Source organism: Polyangium spumosum (assembly GCF_009649845.1).
GTDB lineage: Bacteria > Myxococcota_A > Polyangia > Polyangiales > Polyangiaceae > Polyangium > Polyangium spumosum.
This window is the reverse complement of the sequence record NZ_WJIE01000011.1, coordinates 209,121-234,121: the sequence shown is the minus strand read 5'-3', so window position 1 is coordinate 234,121 and position 25,001 is coordinate 209,121. Positions and strand designations below refer to the sequence as shown.

At 69.6% G+C, this 25,001-nt stretch carries 24 protein-coding genes; 13 read left to right on the top strand and 11 right to left on the bottom strand.

Features of this window, described 5'->3' with window-relative positions:
* Positions 1-37 precede the first annotated feature (37 nt).
* Genes GF068_RS31700 through GF068_RS31685 form a run of 4 tightly spaced genes read left to right on the top strand, consistent with a single transcriptional unit; the run spans position 38 to position 1,158 of the window.
* The gene (locus GF068_RS31700; protein WP_153823248.1) at positions 38-259 is read left to right on the top strand and encodes a hypothetical protein; all 222 of its coding nucleotides are present in this window, start codon (positions 38-40) and stop codon (positions 257-259) included.
* Positions 260-270: 11 nt separating this feature from the next.
* Positions 271-561, top strand: a complete 291-nt coding sequence (locus GF068_RS31695; protein ID WP_153823247.1) for a hypothetical protein — start codon at positions 271-273, stop codon at positions 559-561.
* Positions 562-576: 15 nt separating this feature from the next.
* Positions 577-846: a hypothetical protein gene (locus tag GF068_RS31690; RefSeq protein ID WP_153823246.1), complete on the top strand. Its 270-nt coding sequence runs from the start codon at positions 577-579 to the stop codon at positions 844-846.
* A 15-nt stretch (positions 847-861) separates the two neighbouring features.
* Positions 862-1,158 (top strand): hypothetical protein, encoded by a 297-nt coding sequence (locus tag GF068_RS31685; protein ID WP_153823245.1) that lies wholly within the window; start codon positions 862-864, stop codon positions 1,156-1,158.
* A 16-nt stretch (positions 1,159-1,174) separates the two neighbouring features.
* On the opposite strand, the gene GF068_RS31680 is transcribed toward GF068_RS31685, so the two are convergent.
* Complete coding sequence (locus GF068_RS31680) at positions 1,175-1,840, bottom strand: YkgJ family cysteine cluster protein (protein WP_153823244.1); 666 nt, start codon at positions 1,838-1,840, stop codon at positions 1,175-1,177.
* A 69-nt stretch (positions 1,841-1,909) separates the two neighbouring features.
* Between GF068_RS31680 and GF068_RS31675 the strand changes: the two genes are divergently transcribed.
* Positions 1,910-2,653 carry a glutamine amidotransferase gene (locus tag GF068_RS31675; RefSeq protein WP_153823243.1) on the top strand — a complete coding sequence of 248 codons (744 nt, stop codon included), beginning with the start codon at positions 1,910-1,912 and terminating at the stop codon, positions 2,651-2,653.
* Between the two features lie 100 nt (positions 2,654-2,753).
* On the opposite strand, the gene GF068_RS31670 is transcribed toward GF068_RS31675, so the two are convergent.
* A complete protein-coding gene (locus GF068_RS31670; protein WP_240807670.1) occupies positions 2,754-3,428 on the bottom strand; it encodes a TetR/AcrR family transcriptional regulator in 675 nt (224 codons plus the stop codon).
* Positions 3,429-3,576: 148 nt separating this feature from the next.
* Here GF068_RS31670 and GF068_RS31665 point away from each other — a divergent pair, with 148 nt between their 5' ends.
* The 3 genes from GF068_RS31665 to GF068_RS31655 are packed head-to-tail and all read left to right on the top strand — an operon-like array spanning position 3,577 to position 9,979.
* Positions 3,577-7,173 (top strand): BadF/BadG/BcrA/BcrD ATPase family protein, encoded by a 3,597-nt coding sequence (locus GF068_RS31665; protein WP_153823242.1) that lies wholly within the window; start codon positions 3,577-3,579, stop codon positions 7,171-7,173.
* 25 nt (positions 7,174-7,198) lie between these two features.
* Positions 7,199-9,121 carry a 2-hydroxyglutaryl-CoA dehydratase gene (locus GF068_RS31660; protein ID WP_153823241.1) on the top strand — a complete coding sequence of 641 codons (1,923 nt, stop codon included), beginning with the start codon at positions 7,199-7,201 and terminating at the stop codon, positions 9,119-9,121.
* Positions 9,122-9,163: 42 nt separating this feature from the next.
* Positions 9,164-9,979 carry a phosphate/phosphite/phosphonate ABC transporter substrate-binding protein gene (locus GF068_RS31655; protein WP_153823240.1) on the top strand — a complete coding sequence of 272 codons (816 nt, stop codon included), beginning with the start codon at positions 9,164-9,166 and terminating at the stop codon, positions 9,977-9,979.
* Here GF068_RS31655 and GF068_RS31650 read toward each other — a convergent pair.
* The 3 genes from GF068_RS31650 to GF068_RS31640 are packed head-to-tail and all read right to left on the bottom strand — an operon-like array spanning position 9,976 to position 11,631.
* A complete protein-coding gene (locus GF068_RS31650) occupies positions 9,976-10,542 on the bottom strand; it encodes a TlpA family protein disulfide reductase (protein WP_153823239.1) in 567 nt (188 codons plus the stop codon). The genes GF068_RS31655 and GF068_RS31650 overlap by 4 nt on opposite strands.
* Positions 10,529-11,269, bottom strand: coding sequence for a hypothetical protein (locus tag GF068_RS31645; protein WP_153823238.1), 741 nt, complete (start codon positions 11,267-11,269; stop codon positions 10,529-10,531). Before GF068_RS31645 ends, GF068_RS31650 begins: the two co-directional genes overlap by 14 nt.
* Entirely contained in the window at positions 11,266-11,631 is a 366-nt protein-coding gene (locus tag GF068_RS31640; protein ID WP_153823237.1) for a DUF4911 domain-containing protein, read from the bottom strand. The genes GF068_RS31645 and GF068_RS31640 overlap by 4 nt, the downstream gene beginning before the upstream one ends.
* A gap of 299 nt (positions 11,632-11,930) precedes the next feature.
* Here GF068_RS31640 and GF068_RS31635 point away from each other — a divergent pair, with 299 nt between their 5' ends.
* Positions 11,931-13,316, top strand: a complete 1,386-nt coding sequence (locus tag GF068_RS31635) for a hypothetical protein (protein WP_153823236.1) — start codon at positions 11,931-11,933, stop codon at positions 13,314-13,316.
* 9 nt (positions 13,317-13,325) lie between these two features.
* On the opposite strand, the gene GF068_RS31630 is transcribed toward GF068_RS31635, so the two are convergent.
* From GF068_RS31630 to GF068_RS31620, 3 genes are all read right to left on the bottom strand, one after another.
* A complete protein-coding gene (locus GF068_RS31630) occupies positions 13,326-14,561 on the bottom strand; it encodes an aspartate kinase (protein WP_338046649.1) in 1,236 nt (411 codons plus the stop codon).
* An 88-nt stretch (positions 14,562-14,649) separates the two neighbouring features.
* The gene (locus GF068_RS31625; RefSeq protein WP_153823235.1) at positions 14,650-16,917 is read right to left on the bottom strand and encodes a tetratricopeptide repeat protein; all 2,268 of its coding nucleotides are present in this window, start codon (positions 16,915-16,917) and stop codon (positions 14,650-14,652) included.
* A gap of 184 nt (positions 16,918-17,101) precedes the next feature.
* Positions 17,102-17,689, bottom strand: a complete 588-nt coding sequence (locus GF068_RS31620; protein ID WP_338046648.1) for an MlaC/ttg2D family ABC transporter substrate-binding protein — start codon at positions 17,687-17,689, stop codon at positions 17,102-17,104.
* A 199-nt stretch (positions 17,690-17,888) separates the two neighbouring features.
* Here GF068_RS31620 and GF068_RS31615 point away from each other — a divergent pair, with 199 nt between their 5' ends.
* A complete protein-coding gene (locus GF068_RS31615; RefSeq protein ID WP_153823234.1) occupies positions 17,889-18,128 on the top strand; it encodes a hypothetical protein in 240 nt (79 codons plus the stop codon).
* A gap of 4 nt (positions 18,129-18,132) precedes the next feature.
* On the opposite strand, the gene GF068_RS31610 is transcribed toward GF068_RS31615, so the two are convergent.
* Together GF068_RS31610 and GF068_RS31605 are read right to left on the bottom strand one after the other, a co-directional pair.
* Positions 18,133-19,440 (bottom strand): sensor histidine kinase, encoded by a 1,308-nt coding sequence (locus GF068_RS31610; RefSeq protein WP_153823233.1) that lies wholly within the window; start codon positions 19,438-19,440, stop codon positions 18,133-18,135.
* On the bottom strand, positions 19,440-20,660 hold the full coding sequence (locus tag GF068_RS31605) for a type II secretion system F family protein (RefSeq protein WP_153823232.1): 1,221 nt from the start codon (positions 20,658-20,660) through the stop codon (positions 19,440-19,442). The genes GF068_RS31610 and GF068_RS31605 overlap by 1 nt, the downstream gene beginning before the upstream one ends.
* A gap of 99 nt (positions 20,661-20,759) precedes the next feature.
* Here GF068_RS31605 and GF068_RS31600 point away from each other — a divergent pair, with 99 nt between their 5' ends.
* From GF068_RS31600 to GF068_RS31590, 3 genes are read left to right on the top strand one after another with little or no spacing between them, the layout of a single operon-like run.
* A complete protein-coding gene (locus tag GF068_RS31600; protein ID WP_338046647.1) occupies positions 20,760-21,887 on the top strand; it encodes a serine hydrolase domain-containing protein in 1,128 nt (375 codons plus the stop codon).
* A gap of 9 nt (positions 21,888-21,896) precedes the next feature.
* Positions 21,897-23,666: an ABC1 kinase family protein gene (locus GF068_RS31595; RefSeq protein WP_338046646.1), complete on the top strand. Its 1,770-nt coding sequence runs from the start codon at positions 21,897-21,899 to the stop codon at positions 23,664-23,666.
* Between the two features lie 56 nt (positions 23,667-23,722).
* Entirely contained in the window at positions 23,723-24,247 is a 525-nt protein-coding gene (locus GF068_RS31590) for a hypothetical protein (protein ID WP_153823230.1), read from the top strand.
* Between the two features lie 4 nt (positions 24,248-24,251).
* Here the strand turns inward: GF068_RS31590 and GF068_RS31585 are convergent, their stop codons facing one another.
* Complete coding sequence (locus tag GF068_RS31585; protein ID WP_170319790.1) at positions 24,252-24,992, bottom strand: M48 family metallopeptidase; 741 nt, start codon at positions 24,990-24,992, stop codon at positions 24,252-24,254.
* Between the last annotated feature and the right edge of the window lie 9 nt (positions 24,993-25,001).

Here is a 25,001-nt window from a genome sequence, read left to right as displayed (position 1 = left end):
ACGGAGGCTCCCGCGGATCACAGGAGCGTGGAGCAAGATGAGCAAATGGCTACTCAGCGCGAGCGCCTTGGTGGTGCTGTCGGGCGCCTTCGGATGTACGCCGCCGAAGGTCGTCACACAGATCACGAGCGCTCGTGACCAGATGAAATTCCTGGTCGTCCAGGGGAACTCGCAGCAGGTGGTCAAGTGCCAGGTCGCTGCGGACGGCGCGCTTTCCGGATGCAAACCCATGCAGCTCGTCCTGCAGGACGAGGATTGAGAGGAGCCACCATGTCTCGTTTTCCGATGGCGATCCTCTCCCTCGGCCTCGTGGCCCTCGCGACGGGCTGCGTGACGCGCACGATCACGCGCTTCGAGGACAACCAGAAGAGCCCCGTGACCGCGCTCGAGGTCAACAAGTTCGAGAACTACCTCTTCTTCGCGAAGAAGACGCACCAGTTCTACCTGTGCCAGGACACCGGGGACAAACTGATCTGCAAGCTGTCCTGCGACGGCACCAACGACGTCGTCTGCCCGCAGGCTTCGGGCGGTTATGGTGGCGCGACGACGAACGTCCGCTGAGAAAGGAGAAGCACGATGAAATCGATTCGTATCGCGCTCGTCGCGCTGCTCGCCCTCGCCGGCGTCGCGTGTGGTCCGCCCCCGAAGATCCTGACGTCGCAGACGTTCCTCGGGCCCGAGAAGGTCTACCAGGAGCGCATCCAGAACACGGGTCAGATCGATCCTGCGACGAAGAAGCAGCTCTTCAACTTCTCCGTCACCGTTTGTGACGTGACCGAGACCGGCTCCGCGAATTGCAAGGAGACCAAGGTGCTCGACAACGTCCTTCCCGAGAGCATTTACTGAGGAGGCGCGGTTACCATGAAGAAACTTCTTTGGGCCTGCGCAGCGCTCTGCTTGCTGACGGGCGTGGGATGTTCGAACCAGGTCCGTTACCGCACGGCGGGCCACTGGATGTCGACGGCGGACGGCAAGCCCGTCCTCTACCAGACCTACCTCGAGGGCACGTGCTCGAGCGGCTTCGCCGGCTTCGGCCGGGGCTGCTCGGACTCGAACTCGAAGCTCAAGCGCTGCACGCTGAACGACGACAACACGCTCGCGTGCGTGGACGACACGACCGCGAACGCGATGCTCAACAAGGACCTGCCCGAGCGTTGATTCCAGGCTCGAGAGCCTAACGAATCAGCTCGACGTCCTCGTCCCACGGGGCTCCGTCCCGGAGCCCCAACGTCTCCTCCCGCGCCGACAAACACGCCTCGCTGCCCGCCACGAACGCGCGGCAGTTCTCGGGGCGAATCTCGTATATCGTGCAGAGCTTGTCGGAGCCGAGCAACTGGCATCGGCCGTCCTCCGCGAAGCGCAAGCTCACGCGCCCGTCGCGGGTCCGCTTGACGTAGGCCCGGCGGGTGAGGTCGATGCGGCCGGCGGCGCGGAAACGCGCGAGGTCGTTCTCGTCGAGTCGCACGTCGGCGTCGTGGCAGCAGGCCGCGCACGTCGTGCAATCAAACGGGACCCGGCGCCGCGGCTCCTCGTGCATCGCATCGCGCACGCACCAGTCGAGCACGGCGCGCCGGAACTTCGGCCGGATCCGCACGAGCGCGAGCCCCTCGGCCGGGCCCGTCTTCACGCGGCGGAAGCGCCGCTGCTCGATGGAGAGCAGGGCCCAGAGCCCGAGCTCGGAGAGCTTTCCCCGTTCATCCAGGCCGAGCAGGACCTCCACCGTGTCCCGCTCGTTCACGATCGCCGCGTGCCCGCCCGCGCGCACCCAGGCCGCGGCGCGCGCGAGCCAGCGCGGTCGGAATCTGCGCCAGACGGGACGCTCCACGGGGGGTGCCGACATACGGAGGCCCTATAACTCGCTCGGCGGCGGGGCGGGACCTTTTTGGCGTTCATGATTATGATCCGAGCGATGCCTGACGAGAGCTCGGACCCATCGACGCGGAAGATCTTCATCATGAAGACGGGCGAACCCGTCCCCAAGGTGCGCGAGCGCCGCGGCGAGTTCGCCGACCTCATCACCTCCGCCATCGGCGACGCCTGGAGCGGAGGATATGCGACCTTCGACGCCCGCGAGGACGCGCCGCCGGACCTGCGGGAGGCCGCGGCGATCGTCATCACGGGCTCGGCGGCGAACGTGCCCGACCGCGAGCCGTGGATGCTCGCCGCGGAGAGCTTCCTGCGCGACGTCGTGGGCCTCGGCGTGCCGACATTCGGCATTTGTTTTGGACACCAAATACTCGCCCAGGCGCTCGGGGGCGAGGTGCAACGAAACCCGCGCGGCCGCGAGATCGGCACGCGGGCCATTCACAGGCTCGAAGACGACCCGATCTTCGACGGCATCCCCGACGTCTTTTCGGCGAACGTCACGCACGTGGACACGGTCGTGCGGCTGCCGCGCGGGGCCGTCGCGCTCGCGAAGAACGACCTCGAGGACCACCACGCCATCCGCTTCACCGAGACCTGCTACGGCGTGCAGTTCCACCCCGAGCTCGATGCCGACGTGATGCGCGGCTACATCGAGCACCGCTGGGAGACCCTCGCGAGCGAGGGGTTCGTGGTCGAGGCGCTGCACGCCACGATCGAGGAGGCCGAGCTCGGGCGGCGCACGCTCCTGAACTTCATCCGCCACATCCTCCCGCGCGCCGCCCGCTGACGTTACGTCAGGGGTGCAAAAAACTGACTCGCGAGTCATGCCCGGACGAACGGCGCGACGAGGCGCATGACCGGCCGGTCTGCGGTGCCGGAGAGGCGCTCTAGGCGCTCGCGGGGCGGCGCTTGCGGGGCCTCTTGGCGGGCTTCGGGGGGGCCTCGGCGGGCGCTTCGAGGGCGTGGTCGATCCGCAAATAACCACGCTGCAGGAGGCCGAAGAGCTGGTCGACGAGCTGCTCGCGGGGCCAGGCCTGGCCGCGATCGGTGCTCTCGGTGAAGATCTCCTTCAGGGCGCCGATGGTGAAGGTCGCGAAGATCGAGGTGTCGCCTTCGGCCACGATCCCGAGGCGCTGGCCCTCGTCGAGGCTCAAGCGCAGGAGCGTCTTCACGCCGTCGTAGAAGGAGCGGATCTTCGCGGCGAAGGCCGGATCGAGGCCCGGCGCGAAGGAGAGCAGGAGCTGCGTGAGCGCGGGATCGTCGAGCAGAACGGCCACGATGCCGCGGATGTTGTGCTTGATCTGCGCCTCGATGTCGGCGCGCACGTCAACCTTGAGGATCGCGGAGCCGAGGCGCGAGAAGAGCCCGTCGACGAGCTCGACGAAGACGGAGCGCTTGTCGGGGAAGTAGAGATAAAACGTGCCCTTGGCGACGCTCGCGCGGGCCACGATGTCGTCGACCTTCGCCGCGTGATAACCCTTCGTCGCGAAGACGTCGCGCGCCGCGCGGAGGAGCTCGAGGCGGCGCTCGGCCTTGTCCATTCGGCGCTCGGCCTTGTCCATGAAGGGCCTTGTACCACCTCGCCCGCGCGCCGCGCACAGCGCTTCGCATGGGAAGCGAGCGGGCCGAGCCTTGCCCCTCTCCAGGCACCATGGTACCCACTTCTGACTGACTGGACAGTCAGTCGGGGGCAAACGGGAGAGGGACCGCATGGAGAGACGTGATCCGGTGGTGGTCGGGATCGACGTGGGCTCGACGACGGTGAAGGCCGTCGTGCTCGAGCCGGAGACGCTCGAGATCCTGTGGAGCGACTACCAGCGCCACCAGACCAAGCAGCCCGAGAAGGTGCTGGAGATGCTCCAGCAGATCGAGGAGGCGTTCCCGCACTCGCCCCGCGAGGCGTGGCGCGTCTTCATGACGGGCTCGGGCGCAGCGCCGCTCTGCCCCTCGCTCGGCGCGAAGTTCGTCCAGGAGGTCAACGCCGTCACGCTCGCCGTCGAGAAGCTCCACCCGGACGTGGGGAGCGTGATCGAGCTCGGCGGGCAGGACGCGAAGATCATCATCTTCAAGAAGGACGAGAAGACCGGCGACAAGACCGCGGCGCCGTCGATGAACGACAAGTGCGCCTCGGGCACGGGCGCGACGATCGACAAGTGCATGATCAAGGTGGGCCTGCCCCCGGAGGTCGTGCGCGAGATCCACTTCGACGACTCGAAGCTGCACCACGTCGCGGCGAAATGCGGGGTGTTCGCCGAGACGGACATCGTGAACCTGGTGAAGAGCGGGATCCCGTCGACGGAGATCCTGTGCTCCTTGGCGGACGCGATCGTCCTGCAGAACCTGTCCGTACTGACGCGCGGGTCAACCTTGAAACACCGGGTGATCCTGCTCGGCGGGCCGAACACGTACCTGCCGTTCCTGCAGGAGTGCTGGCGCAAGAGGATCCCCGAGACCTGGGACGAGCGCGGCTACGCGTGGCCGAAGGATCGGCCGATCGAGGAGACGATCTTCGTCCCCGAGAACGCGCAGTACTACGCGGCGTACGGCTCGTGCGTGTACGGGCTGCGCGAGGCGCCCGAGGTGGGCCTGTACGCGGGGACGGACGGGCTCGTCGACTACATGAAGAACGGGCGCAAGGCGCGGCTCGGCGAGAGCGCGGGGCCGCCGCTCGTCCGGACGAACGACGAGATCGACGAGTTCCGCAGCCTCTACGCGATCCCGAAGTTCAAGCCGATGCAGCTCGAAGCCGGGCAGGTCGTACGCGGCGTGATCGGCGTGGACGGCGGGTCGACGTCGTCGAAGGCGGTGCTCGTCGACGAGGACGGCGAGATCGTCTGCAAGGCGTATCAGCTCTCGAAGGGCAACCCGATCCAGGACACGAAGGAGCTGCTCGCGCAGCTACGCGACTACGTGCACGGACGAGGCGCGACGCTCGAGGTGCTCGGCTTCGGGGCCACGGGCTACGCGGCGGACGTCCTGCAGGAGACGATGCGCGCGGACGTGAACATCGTCGAGACCGTGGCGCACATGATGAGCGCGGTGCGGTACTTCGGCGACGTCGACGTCATCTGCGACATCGGCGGGCAGGACATCAAGGTCCTGTTCATGAAGAACGGCGACATCGCGAACTTCCGCCTCTCGAACTCGTGTTCGGCCGGCAACGGGATGTTGCTCCAGGCGATGGCCGATCAGTTTGGGCTCAAAGTGACGGAGTACGCGGACACGGCGTTCCAGGCCGAGCTCGCGCCGAAGTTCAGCTACGGCTGCGCGGTCTTCCTCGACACGGATCGGGTGAACTTCCAGAAGGAAGGGTTCTCGAAGGAGGAGCTGCTCGCGGGGCTCGCGCAGGTGCTGCCGAAAAACGTCTGGCAGTACGTCGTGCAGATCCCGCGGCTCGCGTCGCTCGGGCGCAGGTTCGTCCTGCAGGGCGGCACGCAGTACAACCTCGCCGCGGTCAAGGCGCAGGTCGACTACATCAAGGAGCGCGTGCCGGACGCGGAGGTCTTCGTCCACCCGCACACGGGCGAGGCGGGCGCGATCGGCGCGGCGTTCGAGACGCTGCGGGTGATCAAGCGGCGCGGGACGAGCACGTTCATCGGTCTCGAGGCCGCGATCGAGCTCAAGTACCACACGAAAAACGACGAGGAGACCGTCTGCCACTTCTGCCCGAACGAGTGCAAGCGGACGTTCATCGACGCAGAGAGGCCGGACGGCTCGACGGCGCGATACATCTCGGGCTTCTCCTGCGAGAAGGGCACCGTGGAGAGCGAGGACGCGATGCTCGCGCTCGTGGCCGACCGGAAGAAGATCGCGAGGCAGTTCCCGAACTGCGTCGACTACGAGTCGAAGCTCGCGTTCCGCAGCTTCCACAAGGGCAACCCGATGCCGGCCGAGGGCACGCCGATCAAGGACACGGTCGTGAAGAAGGGCCTGTTCAGCGTGCGTCGCGTGGAGACGACGCGGCCCTTCCGGCGGAGCGGGCACGAGGTGCAGGAGCGGCTGCGCAGGACGCGCATCGGCATCCCGCGCGTCTTGAACCTCTACTCGACGGGCCCGTATTTCCGGGCCTACTTCGAGGCGCTCGGGATCCCGAAGCAGAACGTGATCTTCAGCGACGAGACGACCGAGGAGATGTGGGTCGAGGGCGGCAAGTACGGGTCGGTCGATCCGTGTTTCCCGTCGAAGGTGGCGCAGGCGCACGTCCACAACCTGCTCTTTCACCACCACTCCGCGGACAAACCGCTGAAGTACATCTTCTTCCCGATCCTCACGCACGTGCCGAGCTTCGGGAAGAACGTGATGGACAACGCGAGCTGCCCCATCGTCGCGGGCGTGCCCGACGTGATGAAGGCGGCGTTCACGAAGGAGGTCGACTTCTTCGCGACGCGCGGGATCGAGTACCTGGATCCGCCGCTCACGTTCGCCGAGCCGCTGCTCACGGCGCGGCGCATGTACGAGTGCTGGGGCCCGCGGCTCGGGATCACGGAGGACGAGAGTGATCACGCGCATCGCGAGGCGATGGCGGCGCTCGCGACGTTCGAGCGGGAGCTGCAGGAGAAGGGGCGCGCGATCCTGGAGACGGTCGAGGCGGAGAACCGCGTGGCGATCCTGATGGTCGGGAGGCCGTACCACTCGGATCCGGGGCTGAACCACGGCATCCCGGAGGAGTTCCAGGTGCTCGGTTATCCGATCCTCAGCGTGCGCTCGATCCCGCGCGACGACGAGTACCTGCGCCGCTACTTCAAGGAGGAGTACGCGCGCGGGCAGCACCCGCTCGACATCAACGACGTGTGGCCGGAGAACTACTCGGCGAACAGCGCCCAGAAGGTGTGGGCCGTGAAGTTCGCCGCGCGGCACCCGAACGTCGTGTTGCTCGATCTATCGAGCTTCAAGTGCGGCCACGACGCGCCGACGTACGGCATCGTGGACGGCATCGTGTCGGCGAGCGCGACGCCCTACGCGGCGCTGCACGACATCGACGCGAACAAGCCGGGCGGCTCGATCAAGATCCGCGTGAAGACGTACGCGCACAGCCTGAAGCTCTACCAGGAGTCCCTGGAGGACCTCGCGAAGAAGAAGGCAGAGCTGTCGCACAACATCGACAGGAAGCGGCTCGAGCTCTTGCAGCTCAAACAAAAGCAGGTCGCCGAGCGCAAGGGCGCGGACCCGGAGCTCGAGCGGCAGATCATGGAGCTCTCGGCGAAGGTGCGGGCCTACGAGGCGCCGCCGCCTGCGCCGCCCGAGCCGCCGAAGGGCCTCGTTCAGCTCAAGAAGAAGCGCGCCGACGGCAGCGTCGTGTCGGTTTGACGTCGAAGGAGTCAGGGAGGAAGTGATGGAAACTGCGGTCCAGAAGACGCGGCTGCCGATCATGGGCAGCGAGAAGCAGCCGAAGATCGACGAAGCGCTCGAAGCCGAGCTGCGCGCCTTCGAGGAGGCGGAGCGCGAGCGGCTGGGCATCAAGGCCGAGCGCAAGCAGTGGGTCGACAACATGCTCAACCCCGAGGTGAAGCGGAGCGAGCGCGAGAACGTGACGCTCCTGATCTCGGGCCTCACGGCGGCGCAGGACTTCCTCGTGGAAGGCGCGCTCGGCGGACTCGGCTACAAGATCAAGAACATCGGCTGCCCCGATCAGGAAGGCCTGCAGGTCGGCAAGGAGTTCGGCAACCGAGGCCAGTGCAACCCGACGTACTTCACCGTGGGCAACCTGGTGAACTACCTGATCAAGCTGCGCGACGAGCAGGGTCTGACGAGCGAGGAGGTCGTCAAGAACTACGTGTTCCTGACGGCCGGCGCGTGCGGGCCGTGTCGCTTCGGCATGTACGTGACGGAGTACCGCAAGGCGCTGCGCGACGCGGGCTTCGACGGCTTCCGGGTGATGCTCTTCCAGCAGACGGGCGGTTTGTCGCAGGCGACGGGCGACGACGTGGGCATCGACATGAACCCCGCGTTTTTCGTGGGGATCGTGAAGGGCATCGTGTGCGGCGACGTGCTGAACGCGCTCGGCTACCGCATCCGGCCCTACGAGGTCGTGCCCGGCGCGACGAACAAGGCGCTCGAGGAGGCGAAGCGCATCATCTACACGGCGCTGCACGACCAGACGAACGTGTTCGTCGCGCTCTACAAGTGCAGGAAGCTCTTCGAGGCGATCGAGGTCGACAGGCTCCGGGTGCGCGCGAAGGCGTCGATCATCGGCGAGTTCTGGGCGATGACGACGGAGGGCGACGGCAACTACCAGCTCCAGAAGTTCCTCGAGAGCGAGGGCGCCGAGAACGACATTCAGCTCACGACGGCGTGGTTGCTCTACAACGTGTGGGAGGTCCGTCACGACACGCAGGATCGAATGGAGCTGCGCGGCGTGGACGACGGGACGTACGCGCTGAAGGAGCATCAAGGTGAGTTCGACGTGGCGAAGCGGATCGCCACGATGCGGCTCGCGGAGACGGCGCTGAAGGTCGGATTCCAGGCGTTCGCGCAGCCGATCGGCCTGCACGACTATCACCTGCCGGACATGGACCTCGTCGCGAAGGTGGCCGAGGACTACTACTCGAACGATCTGCGCGGCGGCGAAGGTCACATGGAGGTCGGCAAGCTGATCGTGAACACGGTGCGCGCGAAGGCGCACATCACGGTGAGCGTGAAGCCGTTCGGCTGCATGCCCTCGTCCGGCGTCTCCGACGGCGTGCAGTCGCTGATCACCGGCAAGTACCCCGGTACGATCTTCTGCGCGGTCGAGACGAGCGGCGACGGAGCCACGAACTTCTATTCGCGAATCCAGATGTACATGTTCAAGGCGAGGATCGCGGCCGAGCAGGAGCTCGAGCGCGTGCTCGCGGAGCAGGGCGTGACGATCGAAGAGGTGCGCGCGTTCCTCGACGCGAACCCGAAGTACAAGAGCGCGCTCTACTACCCGCCCCACCGCGTCGCAGGGACGGCGGCGAACCTCGTCTACGTCGTGGCGCCGCTCATCAAGAAGTCGGCGGCAGAGCGGGCGATCGACAAGGCCAAACACGCGGCCGAGGCGCTCAAGGACGCGGCCGTGGCCGCGCCCGGGGCGATCGCCGAGGTCTACCGGAAGGCGACGGATCCCGAGACGATCACGAAGGTCCGCGAGGACGCGCTCGTCCTCAAGGACATCGTGCGCGGCAAGGCGATGGAGCGGTTCCGCCCGCTGCTCGAGCAGCTCATGGGCAAGGCCGTGTTCGAGAACAACCCCGAGATTCGGACGACGACGTACGAGCCGATCGCCGCAGAATGATCCCATCTTGACCACCGCGTGACCCCCTGCGACCGTGGGGGCATGGCTCCGGAAGAAGAGAAGACGACGCTCCGCGTGGGCGTCGTGCTCACGTCGGATCCAGAGGGGTCACGCGCGTCGCTCGCCGCGTTCTGCGAGGAGCTGTCGGCCGCGACGGGCCTCGAGGTGCAAGGCCTCGGAGGCTGGAACTACAACACGCTGCTCGAAGCCTTGGAGACAGGCGAGGTCGATCTCGGCTGGCTGCCGCCGCTCGTGGCGATGCGCGCGACGAGCCGCGCGCGGGTCTTGCCGATCGCGCTGCCCGTGCGGAACGGCGCGTCTTCGTACATGACGGCGCTCTACGCGCCGAGCACGTCGCCGATCCGCGAGCTCGCCGATCTGCAGGGGTTACGCGCAGCGTGGGTCGATCGGCAGAGCGCGGCCGGGTACATCGTGCTGCGGGCGCACCTGCGCTCGATCGGCGTGGATCTCGATCGAGCCTTCCGCGACAACCTCTTCTTCGGCTCGCACGGGGCGGTGGCGCGCGCCGTGATGCAGGGCGACGCGGACGTCGGCGCGACGTTCGTGCACGTGGAGCCGGATCCGAGCCATCCACGCGGCGAGCGCGTGGTGCGGGCAGGCTGGGGCGACGCGGCGGTACACGTGATCACGAGCGCAGGGCCGATCCCGGCGGACGTGATGGCCGCGAGCGTACGCGTGCCGGTGGCCGTGATGCGCAAGGTGCAGCGCGCGCTCGTGGGCTCGGGGGAGAGCGCGCTCGGTCGCGCGGCACGCGCTCTCTTCGGCGCGGAGGGGTTCGTCGTGGCGCTGAGCGAGCACCTGGATCCGCTGGCGAAGCTGATCGCCGCCGAGGCTTAATCCTCGCTCGACGCAGGCTTCTGGGCCTCGGGCATCTTGCCTTGCTGGAGCGCCCGCAGGGCCGCGCCGAGGGCGTCCGCCGACGCGAGGCCGAGGTGGCGGAAGGCCTCGCGTCCCTCGGGATCGAGGACGACCACGCTCGGGACGTGGTGGAGGCCCTGAAAAGGCCCAGCGCCCGCGATCGTGGCCTCGTCGGCCATGGCGACCGGATACGGCGGATCGACGACGTGCGCGAAGGACTCGACGAGGAGCTTGTGGTGCGGCGGCTCGAGGACGACGAGGCCGGCGTTGATACGCGGGACGTGCCGCTTCACGAGCGTGGAGAGGAAACGAGCCTGCGCGTGGGAGGAGTCGTCGTACGTGGCGACGAACGCGATCACGGTGAAGCGGCCCGCGACGGTGTTGGTGGAGAGGGCCTCGCCGTCGATCGTCTCGTACGAGAAGGCGATACGCGGGCCTCGCGTGACGGATCGCGTGGGCGCGTCGGGCGCAGGCGCGGACGAGCACGCGCTCGGGGCCGCGAGGAGCAGGAGCAGGGGCAGGGCGCGGCTAACGCGTGTCATCGATCGCCTCGAAGTCGGCGTCGAAGAGGTCGGCGAACTCGCGCAGCGAAGAGGGCAGCTCGCCGCCGCGACGGCGATGCGCGAGGATCGCATGCGCGAGCTCCTCGACGACGGGCGTGAGCGGCGTGGTCTCGAGCGAGACGCCTTCGACGACAGCGCCGCTGCGGGGCGCGTCGCCTTCGCTGAGGAGGCTGTCGTGCCGGGCCCAGGAGAAGCCTTCGTCGGGCAGGTAGCGGCACCAGAGGACACGCACGAAGCGGAGGTAGACGGGCTGGACGAGCGCGACGACACGCACGCCGCCGGGCGCGATGCCGGAGAGCGCGCGGATGGGCCTGCCTCGCCACGCCGAGGCGTCGCCGAGGGCGATCTCCGCTTCCATACGAGCGCGACGCTCAGGATCGGCCTCGACGGCGAGCAGCGGAGCGTAGAGCGCGACGAGGGGAACGGACAAACCCGGCGCGTCCTCGGCGAGGGCGTCGAGCCAGGCGTCACGAGCCTCGGGCGCGAGGCCGGCGTAGACGTCGGCGGCGGCGAGGGCCGCGTCGGCGTCGTTGGCGAGCGCGCCGAGCCACTCACGCCAGGCCGCGAGGATCCGAGGCTCGGGCACCGCATCGGCCGAGGCGGTCGTGCACGCCTCGCCGCAGGGAGCCGCGCCGGGCGGCGCGGGCGTGCGATCGCCGAGATCGAGGCGAGCGCGCTGGCTACCGGGCTCTCGCGGCTCGTTCATCGATCGCTCCCCGAGGCGGCGTCGTCATGGACGCGGACGTGGATCTCCAGCGTGAGATCGCGGAGCAGCTCGTCGAGATCCTTCTGGCGATCGGGCGGCGCGGCGACGACGAGCTCGCCGCCTCGCTCGGCGAAGATGGTGCCGAGCCCCTCGCTCGCTTCGAGGATGCCCTTGAGAAAAACGACATCCGCGGGACGAACGTCGACGCGACGCACGAGCATGCCCGCCGAGACCTCGGGGATCGGGAGCGCGCGTCGCCTCCGCGCAGGACCGCCGTGGCCAGGGCTTCGCGCTTCGGGCGCGGGGGAGGCGCTGGGCGTGCAGGCGCGATCGGTGGGATGCGCCGTGTCGGGCGAGGGCATGGGACGGAACAGGTAAGCACCGCGCGTCGCCGGGATCCAGCGCAGGCACCACCCTCCCCGCACGAGGCGCGGAGGCGGCCTCTCCAGCCGAGGAAGCGTCGCTCCCGCCGTGCTCGTCGGGGCAAAGGCGCTAGATTCGTGCCGCCATGTCGTACGGGAAAGACGATCGGGTTGCCGAAGTTGCTTGCGATCCGCAGTCCGAGGAGGGGGAGCCCAGGAAGAGGGACGAACGCACTCTCGTCCACGCCTCCGGCGCGCCGGCGCGCGCACCTCGGAAAACCGAGGAAGAGGACGACGACATGGACCTGCCGCCGCTCGACACGGACGCGGGCGACGACGAGAACGGCAACGACACGTTCGACGACGAGCTGCCGGATCTGCGTGACGACGGCGGAGATCCGCTCGACGACACGAACGCCCAGGATCTCGACGTGGGGCTCGACGTCGAGGGCGAGGACGAGGGCGGCGCGGGAGACGAGGGCCTCGAGGAAGGGGTGGACATCGGGTCACTCGACGAGGACCTGGTGACGCTCGACGACGAGGAGAGCGCGCTCGACGACGACCGGGAGCAGGACACGCACGGCGACGACGACGCGGATCTGGAGCTCGACGCGACCCAGGACGACGGCGGCGCCGAAGGGACGGGCGAGAACGTAGAGAACGACATCGACGAGTCCGCGCTGCCAGAGCTCGACGAGAGCGAGAACGACACGGAGGACGCGGACGACGCGCTCGCCGACGAGCTGCTCGACGAGGCCACGCGCGGAAAATTGCCGCCGTGGGCAGCGAGCCGGTTCGTCGTGCTCGAAGGCGCAGGCGCGCCCGTGCCGTGCACCGGGGTGACGGTGTGCGGAGGCCGCGTGCTCGCCGCGGGCGACGTGGTGCTCGTGGTGGACGAGGGCGCGCACGCGGCGCGGCAGACGGGGCTGGATTCACCGAGCACGGCGGTGGTCGCGACGGACGAGATGACGGTCGCAGCGTCGGCGCGAGGCGGGCTGCTCGTGAGCCGCGACGGATGCGCGTCGGCGACGCCGGTCGCAGGGTTCCGATCGGGCAAGAGCCCCGTGGAGCTCGCGGCGACGCCGGGGCGGATCTGGATCCTGCACGAGGGCTCGCTCTGGTCGATGACGGGCCACGAAGGCACGCCGGTGCTCGCGCGGGAGGGCGGCGTGCGGGCGATCAAGGCGGCCGGCGGGACGCTCGTGGTGCTCGCGACGCGGCCGGAGGGAGCCGCGATCGAGCGTCTGCGCGGCGACGACGAAGCCTGGCAGAGAGCGCCGCTCGAAGGCGCGGCCGCCGAGCTCGCCACGGCGGATCCGAGGCCCGGCCTGGCCGTCGCCGCGGCGGGGCGGCGCGTGGTGATCGTGTCGCCGCGCGGCCTGCTCCTGTCGAACGACGGCGCGCGATCGTTCGAGTCGATCGATTTGCACGGCGTGATCGACGCGTGTTTCGCGGGCGACGAGGAGCAGGACCCGCTCTACGCGCTGGTGGCGCCGCCGGGAGACGCGGCGTCGTACGTCGTGCGCGTGGGCGAGGACGGCGATCTCTCGCGCGTCGCGGAGCTACGCGGGCAGGACGGCACGGGCCTCGGGGAGGCGTCGATCGCGTGGGACGGCGCGCGCGAGCTCGTCTGGATCGCGAGCCGACTCGGCCTCGTCGCGCTCGGCCCTGCGCGGCGGCACTGACGCAGAAGCTCAACCCTCGACGAAGGCCCGGTGCAGCGCGCGCTGGGCCTCGGCGAGAGCGCTCGCGGGCAGGACGGCGCCGAGGCGCAGCGGCGTGGCGGTGAGCGCGCGCGGGCTCGCGGAGACGCCGCGGAGCGTGGCGAGGAGACGCGCGAGGGGCTCGGTCGTCGCGGCCAGACCATCGCCGACGACGCTGACGACGGCGACGTCCGGGGCGAGCTCGAGCGACGGCAGCGCGCTCTCGAGCCTCTGCTTGGCGCCGCGCCAATCGGGGACGTTGAGCAGCGAGATCACGAAGCTCGCGCCGCGCTCGTTCACCGAGAGATCCTTGAGGGGCACCTTCGCCTCGCCGGCGACACGCAAGAGCTCGTCGAGCCTCGCCACGTCGGGCAGGCTCCCGAGCGCGACGTTGCCCTCGCCGACGACGGCGCGCGCGCGGAGATCCTCGCGCGGGCCGAACTTGCGCACCACGGTCTGCTTCGCGCCTTCGTCGTCCGCGTCGAACGTCGAGCGCGCGTAGATCGCGATGTTCGCGCGCCGCGCCCACTCGACGGCCTGCGCGCAGACGACCTTCGCGCCGCACTCGGCCATCTCCTGCAGCACGGCGTGGTCGAGCTCGGGCAGGTGCTTGGCGTCGGGCACGACGCGCGGATCGGCCGAGTACACGCCGTCGACGTCGCTGTAGATCTCACACCGCTCGGCCTCGAGCGCGGCGGCGAGCGCGACCGCGGTGGTGTCGGAGCCGCCGCGGCCGAGGGTCGTGATCTCGCGCCGGTAGCTCATGCCCTGGTAGCCCGCGATGATCACGATCTGCCCGCGCGCGAGCTCGTCCTCGATGCGGTGCGGCCGGACCTCGATGATCCGCGCGTCGAAGTGCCGGTCGTTCGTGAGGATGCCGGACTGCGAGCCGGTGAAGGAGATCGCCGCCTCGCCGCGCGCCTGGATCGCGATCGAGAGCAGGGCCATCGAGACGCGCTCGCCGGTCGAGAGGAGCATGTCGAGCTCACGCCGCGGCGGATCGGCGGCGCCCCCGGCCTGGCCCGCGACCTGACGCGCGAGCGAGAGCAGCCCGTCGGTCGTCTTGCCCATCGCGCTCACGACGACGACGACGTCGTTGCCCGCGCGCTTCGCGGCGACGACACGATCGGCCACGCGCCCGAGCTTCTCGACGTCGGCCACCGAGGAGCCGCCGTACTTCTGGACGATGATCGGGCGCCGCCTTCCGGGAGACTCACTGCCTTGCACGAGGTACCTCGAGGAGGAAGGAGCGCGCGAGCGCGCTCGTGCCGACGGCTAGCACGAGCCGACGGAGAGGGGCAAACACGCGGCGAGGCTACTCCTCTTCGCTCGCCGCCATCATCTCGTAGAGCTCTGCCTCCGAGGGCCTGCCCTCGGCCCGCGCCGTCTCCGCGAGGCGCTCGAGCACCACGCGTCGCCGCGGCCAGAGCTCACGCCGGACCTCGTCGCCGCCCTCCTCGATGCGCGCCGAGAGGAGCGCGAAGAGCTCGAGATCCCGGCCCAGCCGAGCGAGCGCGTCGGCGAGGCGGAGCGCGACCTCGTGATCGTGAGGGTTCGCGCGGAGCTTGTCGGTGAGGCGCTCGACGAGGAGCTCGTCGCTCTCGCCCTCGTCCTCGCTGGTGTGCGCTTCCTCGATCGACCGAGCAGGCTCGACCGAGGGCGCAGGAGGCGTCGCCGAGGGCGCACGCTCGGACGGCGCGGCGTGCTCGATGGGTACGGGCGCGGGCGGCGGCGCAGGCGCCACACGGCCGAGCTCGGTCGAGATGCGGCGGAAGGTGGCTCCGATCTGGCGATCCCGCGGGCGCAGCCGGAGCGCGACGCCGAGGTGACGCTGGGCGGCGCGTAGATCCCCGCGGGCGTTCTCTTCGATGTCGGCGGCCTCGACGAGCATCGCCGCCACGGCCGCGGCGCGATCGGGATCGTCCGGAGAGACCACCTCGGCCGCGTCGCGCAGGCGCGCGAGGGCGAGCGAGGCGCCCGCGAGGTCCCCGAGCTCGGCGCGCCAGCGGCCTTCGAGCGCGCGCGCCTCCGCGGTCTGCGCGAGCCCCGGCGGGATCGCGCGGACCCGCGCGATCGCGGCCGGACGATCCGAGGCATGCTCGACGAGCGCGCGCGCGAGCTCGATCTCGACCGAGGGCAAGGTGCGCCCGGCGCGCGAGGCCAGCGACGCGGCGCGCGCGAGCAGATCGAGGGCACGTCGGCCCTCCCCTGCGGCGCGCAGCGACAGCGCGAGACCAAGCGCCGCCTCGGGGCTGTCGGGCGCGTACCGGAGCGCCCGCTCGAAGAGCACGCGCGCCTCGGCGACGTAGTTGCGCGACAGGAACGCTTCGGCCGCGCGGCTCCAGACGTGATGGCGCGCCTCGGGCCCGCGCGCGGCGGCCTCGAGGTGCTCGGCGTCGGCCGTCGCGCCCTGCGCGTCGCCCACGTCGAGCCGCGCTTCGAGCCGCGCCCAGCGCGCATCTTCCAGCATCGGGGAGCGCGCGACGGCTTGATCCAGCGCGTCGAGCCGCTGTCCGTGCTCGGACGTGATCCGCGCGACCTCGAGCCAGACGAGCGCCGCGAGCGGCCCGAACGCCTCCGCGTGTGCCGCGCGCGAGTAGGCCGCGATCGCCCCGCCGTCGTCGCCGATCGCGGCGAGCAGCGCGCCGCCGAGCAACCCAGCGTCGATCGCCGGGATCGCGTCCACCAGCGTCGAGAGCGCGGCCTCGGCGCGCTCTCCCTCGGCGACGTCGATCCACGCGATCCGCGACGAGATCTCGGGGTGCCGCGGCGCGCGCTCCAGCGCGAGCAGATAACACCTGCGCGCCTCTTCGAGGTCACCGGAGGCCGCGATCGTGTCCGCGTCGGCCGCGAGGTCGGCCTGCTCGATCGCGCGGATCGCCGCGGGCGCGAGCGCCGGCGGCGCCGCGGTCGCATCGGCGTGCAGGGACAAACTCCCCTCCTGCACGGCCGGCGCTTCCCAGCGAACTCCGTGCACCGAAGGCGCGCGCGCCCCGGCCGCCGGCATCACGTGCCGCACGAGCGAAGTTGCCGCGTCGGGCAGGATCACCGCGCTGCCGGCGAGGCGCCCGAAGGGCCGACAAACCTCGGCGAGCGCGCGCAGCGCGAGCACGTGCGGCGGCGCGCCGAGGCCCACGCCGCGCGCGCGCTCGGGTACGAGCCGCACGTCCCGCTCGTTCGGCGCGATCACCACGTCGAACGCGAGCGCCGCGCGCCCGAGCCGCATGCCCACGCGTAGCCCCACGTCCGTCGTCACGATCCCGATCTCGGGCGCCCCTTCCCCGAGCACGCCTCGCAGGCGCGGCGCGACGAAGGCGGCGAGATCTTCGGTCCTCGCCGACACCACGAGCCGCCCGAGCACGCCGCGCCGGTGCCGGAAACGCGTCACGCCGCCCGTGAGGTCCACCGGAAAACGCACGCTCGGCAGGGCGATCGCGAGCTCGTCGACGACGATCGGCCCTACCGCGAACGGCGCGTCGAGCTCGATCGAGAGCGTCCCGCGCTGCACCGAGAGCAAGAGGATCGGCCGGTCCGTCGGGCGAGGCTTCGCCTCCGCGCTGCTGCTCCTCGTCGTGGTCGGCACGCGGAGCGGCTCAGCGCGTCCGAAGGGGCGCACCCGCCCACCCGGCCCGACACCAAAAGCCACGCGCCCTAGCCTACCAAAGAGGCGCGCCGCACCACGAATTTCCGAGGGAAAGGGCCCTCGAAAGGCAAACGGCCCCCGGGCAGGTCTGCCCGAGGGCCGCGCGCTCCCTCGAAGAGCGGCTTCAGACGTCGCCCTTCGCGATCTTGTCCTTCATCTTCTTGATGAGCGTCGGGAAGCCGTCTTTCTTGACGATCTTGGTGAACTGGGAGCGGTAGCTCGACACCAGGCTCACGTCGTCCGTGATGATGTCCTTCACCCGCCAGGCGCCGTTCTTCTCGGCCATCACGTACGCGATCTCGACCGGCTCGCTGCGCGCGTCCTTCTTCGAGACGGCGCGCGTCTTCACCACGATCGCGTCGCCCTTCTTCGCCTCGGCCATGTACTCGATGTTGAAATCGATCGTCTTCTTGAGGTTTCGCTCGTACGACTTGCGGACGAGCTGCTTCAAGAGAGCGCTGAACTCGGCCTTCTCGGCGTCAGTCCGGGCCGCCCACTCCGACCCGAGCGAGGCCTCCGCGAGCGCCTGGTAGTCGAGAAGCTCGTCGAACATCGCGCTGACCTTCGCGTCGTTCCCGGGCTTCTTCAGGAGATCGAACAAGGCCGTCTGCTTGGCCTTCACCACGTCCGTCGCCGGTCCGGCGTGCGCGAGGCTCGCAATCGACACGGCGAACGACAAGACCAGCGCTCCGACAAAGTTCGTTCGTTTCACGATCCAGCTCCTCCTGCCTTCACCGCTCTTCGCCGCCTGGGCGCCGCGGAACTGCAGGCAGACGTCCTTGCTCCGCGTTTATTCACCTTCCGTGCCACGCCCCCGATCTAGCGCATTTCCAGGACCCGACGAGAACCCCTGTGAACGGGCGACCACGACACGCATGGCGCCTCCGTCGCTCGCGGAGCACCATCGGGCCATGAAGCGGCGCCCGATCCTCCTCGCTGCGGGGCTCGCCGGCGCGCTCGGCTTCTTCGCCCTCGGATGGCTCGCGTCGCGCGGATTTTCGCCCCCCGAGCCCCGCGCCCCAGGGACCTCCGAGCCACACGACGCCGGGCCGCACGACCCGATCCTGCTCATCGACGCCGCGTCGATCGTCCTGCTCCCGGACGCCTCGCTCCAGATCGATCCCCCGGCCGCGCCCTTCGAGGAGCCCTGATCGCTCAGCCCGGCGCGAGCGCGAGCTCGGTCGAAGCCGGGATCCGCACGCGGAACGTCGTGCCTCTGCCCGGCTCGCTCTCCACCTCGATCGTGAAGCCGTGATCGTCGAGGATCCGCTTCACCACCGCGAGGCCGATGCCCATGCCTTGAGATCGCGTGGTGAAGAACACGTCGAAGAGCCGATCACGCGCCTCCGGCGGGATCCCCGCGCCGTGATCCTCCACCGCGAGCGAGACCGCGCCGCTCGCCTCCGCCGTCACCCGCACGATCACCTCCGCCCCGGCGGAGCTCGCCTGGATCGCGTTGCGCAGGAGGTTCCACACGACCTGCCGCATCTGCGCCGTGTCGGCCACGATTACGAGCGCGTCGGGGCCCACGAAGCGCAGCGGCACGTCGCGGCCGCGGCCCGACGTCCCGGCCAGCATCACCACGTCGCGCGCGGTCCTGGCGAGGTCCATCGGCGCCTTCGAAGGCGCGCGCGGCCGCGAGACGTCGAGCATGTCGGTCACGAGCTCGTTGAGGCGCGTCGTCTCCCGCTCGATGATCGCGCAGAGCGCGTCGTCCTCGGGGCCCAGGGAGCTACCCGTGCGCAAGAGCTCGATGGAGGCCACGATCGAGCCGAGCGGGTTTCGGATCTCGTGCGCGAGCCCGGCCGCGAGCCGGCCCAGCGCAGCGAGGCGCTCGGCTTGCTCGGCGCGCGCCGTCGCGACGACGAGCCTGCCGTCCGTGACGCGGAGCCGCTCGGCCAGATAACTGCCGAGCAGCGCGACCACGCTCATCGCCAGGAGGTTGAGCACGAGCGGGAACGCCACCTCCGACCACTCGGTCGCGTACGCTTCGAGCGGCTGATCCGCCGGCGGCTGCAGGTAGTCCTGCACGAGCAGCATGCACAAAAGCGCGTACGACGAGGCCCCCGCGATGAGCCCGAGCAGCGCGCCGCGCAGGCCGAGCAGGATCGCCCCGCAGAGGCACGTGAAGCCGTAGAGCGAGGTCGCGCCGCTCGTCGCGCCGCCGGAGACGTAGACGATCATCGACCACGCGATCTGGTCGACGAACATCTGCCCGTACGCGAGCAAGGGCAGCCCCTTGCCGAGCCGGAGCACCGCGGCGTAGACGCCCGTGAGCGCGAACGCGACCGCGAACGTGAGCATCGCGATCCGGCTCGAGTCCGCGCGTGTCCCGAGCCCGCCGAGGTAGATCGTGATCATCACGATCAGCACGATCGTCAAGACGATCAGGCGCAGCCCTGTCAGCCACGCGAAGCGGACCGCGAACGAGGTCTCGGCGCCGTCGCGGAGGCCGAGCCTCATCACTCGCCCTTGATGTTGCCTGCCAGGCTGAAGATCGGGAGGTACATCGAGATGAGCACCACCCCGACGACCGCGCCGACGACCACCATGAGCAAAGGCTCGAGGAGCGAGGTCAACGCCGAGACCGCGACGTCGACCTCCTCCTCGTAGAAGTCGGCGATCTTGTTCAGCATGGTGTCGAGCGCGCCGGTCTGCTCGCCGACGGCCACCATCTGCACGACCATGCCGGGGAAGACTTTGATCTCCTCGAGCGGCTCGGCCATGTTCTTGCCCTCGGAGATCCTGGCCCGCGCGTAGACGAGCCCCTCCTCGATGATCACGTTGCCCGCCGTCCTCGCCACGATGTCGAGCGCGTCGAGGATCGGCACACCCGAGCCGAGCAAGGTGCCGAGCGTCCGCGTGAACCGCGCGACCGCGATCTTCTGCATCACGGGCCCGAAGATCGGCAGCTTCAGCATGAGCTTGTGCACCATGCGTTTGCCCTTCGGGTTCTTGTAGAGCTGGATCGACCCGAACACGAGGCCGATGGAGCCGACGATCGTGAAGGGCAACGCGCTGACGAAGGCGCGCGAGGTGGCGATGACCGCCTTCGTCAACCCGGGCAGCGCGTCCTTCGCGCCGAACTCGGCGAACATGCCCTCGAAGGCCGGGATCACGAAGGTCATCAGCACGACGATGACGACGATCATGATGATGATGACGGCGATCGGGTACGCCATCGCGCCGCGCACCTGACGCGCGAGCTTCGCGCGCTTCTCGATGTAGCCCGCGAGGCGGTTCATGATCGTGTCGAGGATGCCGCCGACCTCGCCGGCCTGGACGAGATTCACGAAGAGCTCATCGAAGATCTTCGGGTGCCTCCGGAGCGAGTCGCTGAACGTCGCGCCTTGCTCGACGCTGTTCTTGATGTCGCGAAGCGCGACCTGGAAGCGCGGGTTCGGCTCCTGGTTCGCGAGGATGTCGAGGCACTGCACGAGCGGGAGGCCAGCGTCGATCATCGTCGCGAACTGACGCGTGAACTTGACGAGATCCTGCGAGCTGACGCCCGAGCCGAGCGTGACGTTCTTGAGATCGAGGCCCTTCCTCTTCGGCGTGATCTTCGTCGGGTTGAGCTGCAGACCGCGGAGGCGGTTCTGTACGGCGGCCTCGCTCTCCGCATCCATCACGCCCTTGCGGACCTCTCCGGTCCGGGCACGTGCCTCCCACGCAAACTCGGCCATGGTTTTTGCTCGACTCCCGGCCTACCAGGATAAGGGGCGAGCGCGCTCGGGGTCAAAGAGACCGCAAGATTGCTCGCACCACGAGATATCCTTCACACCGTGAAGAACCCCGCCCCCGACATCGACCTCACGGCCGCAGCGCGCCTCGTCGTGGAAGATCACCGCGCCGCGCCTTGCGCCGTCGTGGCCGCCGCGAGGCGGACGAGCTCGGGCTGGGTGTACGGCAGAGGCGCGGCGGGCACGCTCTCGTTCGAGCAAGACGCGCCACTCGCGGACGTCGAAACCCCCTTCGATCTGGCCTCGCTCACGAAGCCCGTCACCGCGCTCGTGATGGCGCGGCTCGCCCGCCGAGGCTCGCTCGCTCGCTCGGAGCCGCTCGCCGATCTCGTGCCCGCCCTCGCAAACACGCGCTCGGCGCGCGTCTCGCTCGACCTGCTCTCGGCCCACCGCGCAGGCCTCGACGCGCACGGCCCCCTCTACGCGCCGCTCGTGCGCGGCGAGCCCGTCGACGTCGAGGCCGCGCTCGCCATGGCCGCCGACATGCGACGCGAAGGCTGCGCCGGCGATCCGCCGCCCGAAGGGTTTCCACCCGTCTACAGTGACCTCGGATACGTGCTGCTCGGCGCGGCGCTCGCGCGGCGGAGCGGGGTCGAGCTCGACGCGCTCGTGACGCGGGAGGTCACGGGACCTCTGGAGCTCGGGATCGGATCGGCGCGTCGACTGCACGCGATGGATGCGTCTTTCGACACGCGCGTCGCGCCGACCGAGATCGTGCCGTTCCGCGACGGGCTCGTGCGCGGCGTGGTGCACGACGAGAACGCCTGGGCGCTCGTGGGACGCGCGTCCGCGGGGCACGCGGGGCTCTTCGGTGATGCGCGTTCGGTCGTGCGGCTCGGCGTCGCCGTGCTCGAGGCGCTCGCGGGGGAGCGGGACGATTTCCTCGGCCCCGAGGACGTCGCGCCGCTCGTCCGTCCTCGTCCGGGCGGATCGCTGCTCGCGGGCTTCGATCAGCGCAGCGGCGACGATCCGAGCTCCGGCGCGCGCCTCGGGCCGCGCACCTTCGGCCACCTCGGCTTCACGGGCACGAGCGTCTGGATGGATCCGGACGCGGGTTTCGTCGGCGTTCTGCTCACGAACCGGGTCCACCCGACGCGCACCTCGCTCGCCATCCGGCGCGCCCGGCCGGCCGCCTACGACGCCATGGTGGAGGCCATGCGCGCGGGATAAGCTCGCCGCGTGTCGTCAGGCGCCCCATCCCTGCCGGAAGATCCACGTCGCGCGAGCCTCGTCCCGCCCGCGGCGAAGGCGCCTTCGAAGGCGAGCACGAAGCGCACGGCTCCGCGCGGGTTCCGCCCCAAGGGCCGGCAGAGCTACCGCTTCATCCGCGCCTACTACACGACCTTCGTCGTCCTCGGCAGCTACCTCGGGTTCTTCTTCCTCGGGCGCTTCTTCGGACAGGCGTGGCTCGACGCGCGCATGGCCGACGTGCACGGGCGCAACGCGCGCCGCGTGCTCTCCACGATCGTCGAGCTCCAGGGCCTCTTCATCAAGGTCGGGCAGCTCCTCAGCATCATGGCGAACTTCCTGCCCGCGCAGTTCCGCTCGGGCCTCGAGGCGCTGCAGGATCAGGTCCCGCCGCGGCCTTATCGGGAGATCGCCGAGCGCATCGAGCGCGAGCTCGGCAAGCCCGTCGGCGACGTCTTCGAGCGCATCTGCGAGGAGCCGATCGCGAGCGCGTCGCTCGGCCAGGTGCACGAGGCTTGGCTCAAGGACGGCGCGCACGTCGCGGTCAAGGTCCAGCACCAGAACATCGACGAGATCGTGCGGCTCGATCTCACGACGATCCGCCGCATCATGCAGATCGTCAGCATCTTCGTCCCCGTGCAGGGCCTGGACGCCTACTACCACCAGGTCCGCTCGATGATCCTGGAGGAGCTCGATTTCCAGAGCGAGGCGCGGAACATCACGCGCATCGCCGACAACTTCCTCCGCGATCCCACGGTGCGCTTCCCGCGCCCCGTCGAGGGCTACTGCACGAGCCGCGTGCTGACGACGGACTTCGTGCCCGGCGTGAAGATCGGCGACATCGCCGCCCTCGACGCGCGCGGCGTCGATCGCAAGGCGCTCGCCCGCAAGGTCGTCCGGGTCTTCTGCCAGCAGATCTTCATCGACGGCGTCTACCACGCCGATCCGCACCCCGGGAACATGCTCGTCGGCGACGACGGCGCGCTCATCCTGCTCGATTTCGGCGCCGTCGCGGAGCTCTCGCCGCAGATGCGCGAGGGCATCCCCGAGTTCTTGGAGGGCGTGATCCGCAGGGACACCGATCAGCTCATCAAGGCCATGCGCAAGATGGGCTTCCTCTCGCGCGCGGACGCGCCCGACGTGAGCGAGAAGGTCATCGAGTTCTTCCACCAGCGCTTCCAGGACGAGGTGAAGATCGAGACCTTCAACCTGAAGGACATCAAGCTCGATCCGCAGAAGGGCATCGAGAGCCTCGTCGATCTGCGCAAGATGAACATCGGGCTGAAGGAGCTCTCGGGCGCCTTCCACATCCCGCGCGACTGGGTCCTGCTCGAGCGCACGATCCTCCTGCTCACGGGCCTCTGCACGCAGCTCGATCCCGAGCTCTCGCCGATGGAGGTCATCCGGCCGTACCTGCAGGACTTCGTGCTCGGCAACCGCGACTGGGCGCAGATCGCGGTCGAGGCCGCGAAGGACATGGCCCTCAAGGCCATCACGATCCCCGAGGACCTGCGCAAGTACCTGAACCGCGCGAACCGCGGCGAGTTCGAGCTCCGCGTGAAGGGCCTGCCGAGCGCGGCCCGGCTCGTCTACACCGGGATCCGGCAGCTCATCTACGCGGCGCTCGGCATCGCCTCGGGCTTCGCGGCCTTGCAGCTCCACCTCGCCGGGCAAGCGCACCTCGCCCGCTACTGCCTCTACGGCGCCGCCGGCGCGGGCGTGCTCCTGCTCGGGAGCATCCTGTTCGCGCGGACGAAGTAGAGGTCCCGCGCTTCCCCCGTTGACGGTGGGGCGGGACGAACGTCAACGTTCGGATCATGAGCAGTGAGGTTCGAGAGAGGCTCGAGGCCGCCCGGAAGGCCGCAGAAGCCGAGGTCGAGCGATCGAAGGCCAAGCACGACGAGCTCGCCGAGAAGATCGCAGCGCTCGGAGACGACTCGCCCGATCGCAAATCCGAGCTCCGTCGCCGCAAGGCCACGCTCACGGGCGCGCGTGAGGCGCTGAAGGACGCGGAGGCGGCGCTCGAGCTCTTCGAGCGGACCGGCAAGGAGCACGCGATCGTCGCGAAGGGGGCGCGCGTCGTCGGCTCGATCGCGGTCCACGTCCCGCCGGGCAGCTCGCACGAGGCGCGCGGCCGCGCCATCGACGACGAGCTCACCGGTCCGCTCATCGACGTCGCCACCGAGCTCGGCGTCGTCCTCGCGGCGGCGCCTTCGCGTTACACCCGCGAGCGCCCTGGCCGCGACGCAGAGGGCCGCACCGTGCTCGACGTGTTCGGCCGCGTCGAGGGCGACACGCTCGTGCCCGCCGTGAGCTCGGCGTCGCGCAACCTGAGGACCTGACGATCTACTTCCCGGACTGCATCCGCTCGCGGATCGCCTTCGCGCGCGCGTCGCTGTCCGGGTGCGTCGAGAGCAGCTCCGGCACGGGCGCGGACTCGAGGCTCTCCAGGAAACGCGCGAGCCCTTCGGGGCTGTACTTGCGGCGCCCGAGCAGATCCACCCCGAACGCGTCGGCCTCCTCCTCCATCGAGCGGCTGTAGCTCAGCGTGTCGAGCTGCGAGGCGCCTGCGATCACCGTCGCCGTGACGTCGTTCAGGTCGCCCACGACGAACGCGATCGTCAGCCCGAAGACCGCGTTGCGGACGAGCGAGCGCACGCCGTGCCTCTTCACCGCGTGCCCGATCTCGTGCGCGAGCACGCCGCGCACCTGATCGTCGTCGTCCTTCGCGCGATCGAGCAGCCCCGTCAGCACGAAGACCTCGCCGCCGGGCAGCGCGAACGCGTTGACCTGATCGTCCTTCACGACCGTCACGCGTGGCGCCACGAGGATCGCTTTTTCCTCGTCTGTCAGGCCCGATCGGAGCTCCTCGAAGATGCGATCCACGCGCGCCTTCTGCTCCTCGGTCGGCGCGCCGGAGAGGCCGTGCTGCGCGCGCATCGCCTCGCCGGCGCTCTTGCCGATCGCTGCGTCGGCGTCGGGCGGGATCGCCGCGACGATGGCCGTGGCCGCGCATCCCGCGCAGCTCCGCGCGCCGAAGATCAGCAGGACGATCGCGAGCAGCAGGAGCCCGAGCTCGGCAGCCAAGCGACGCGG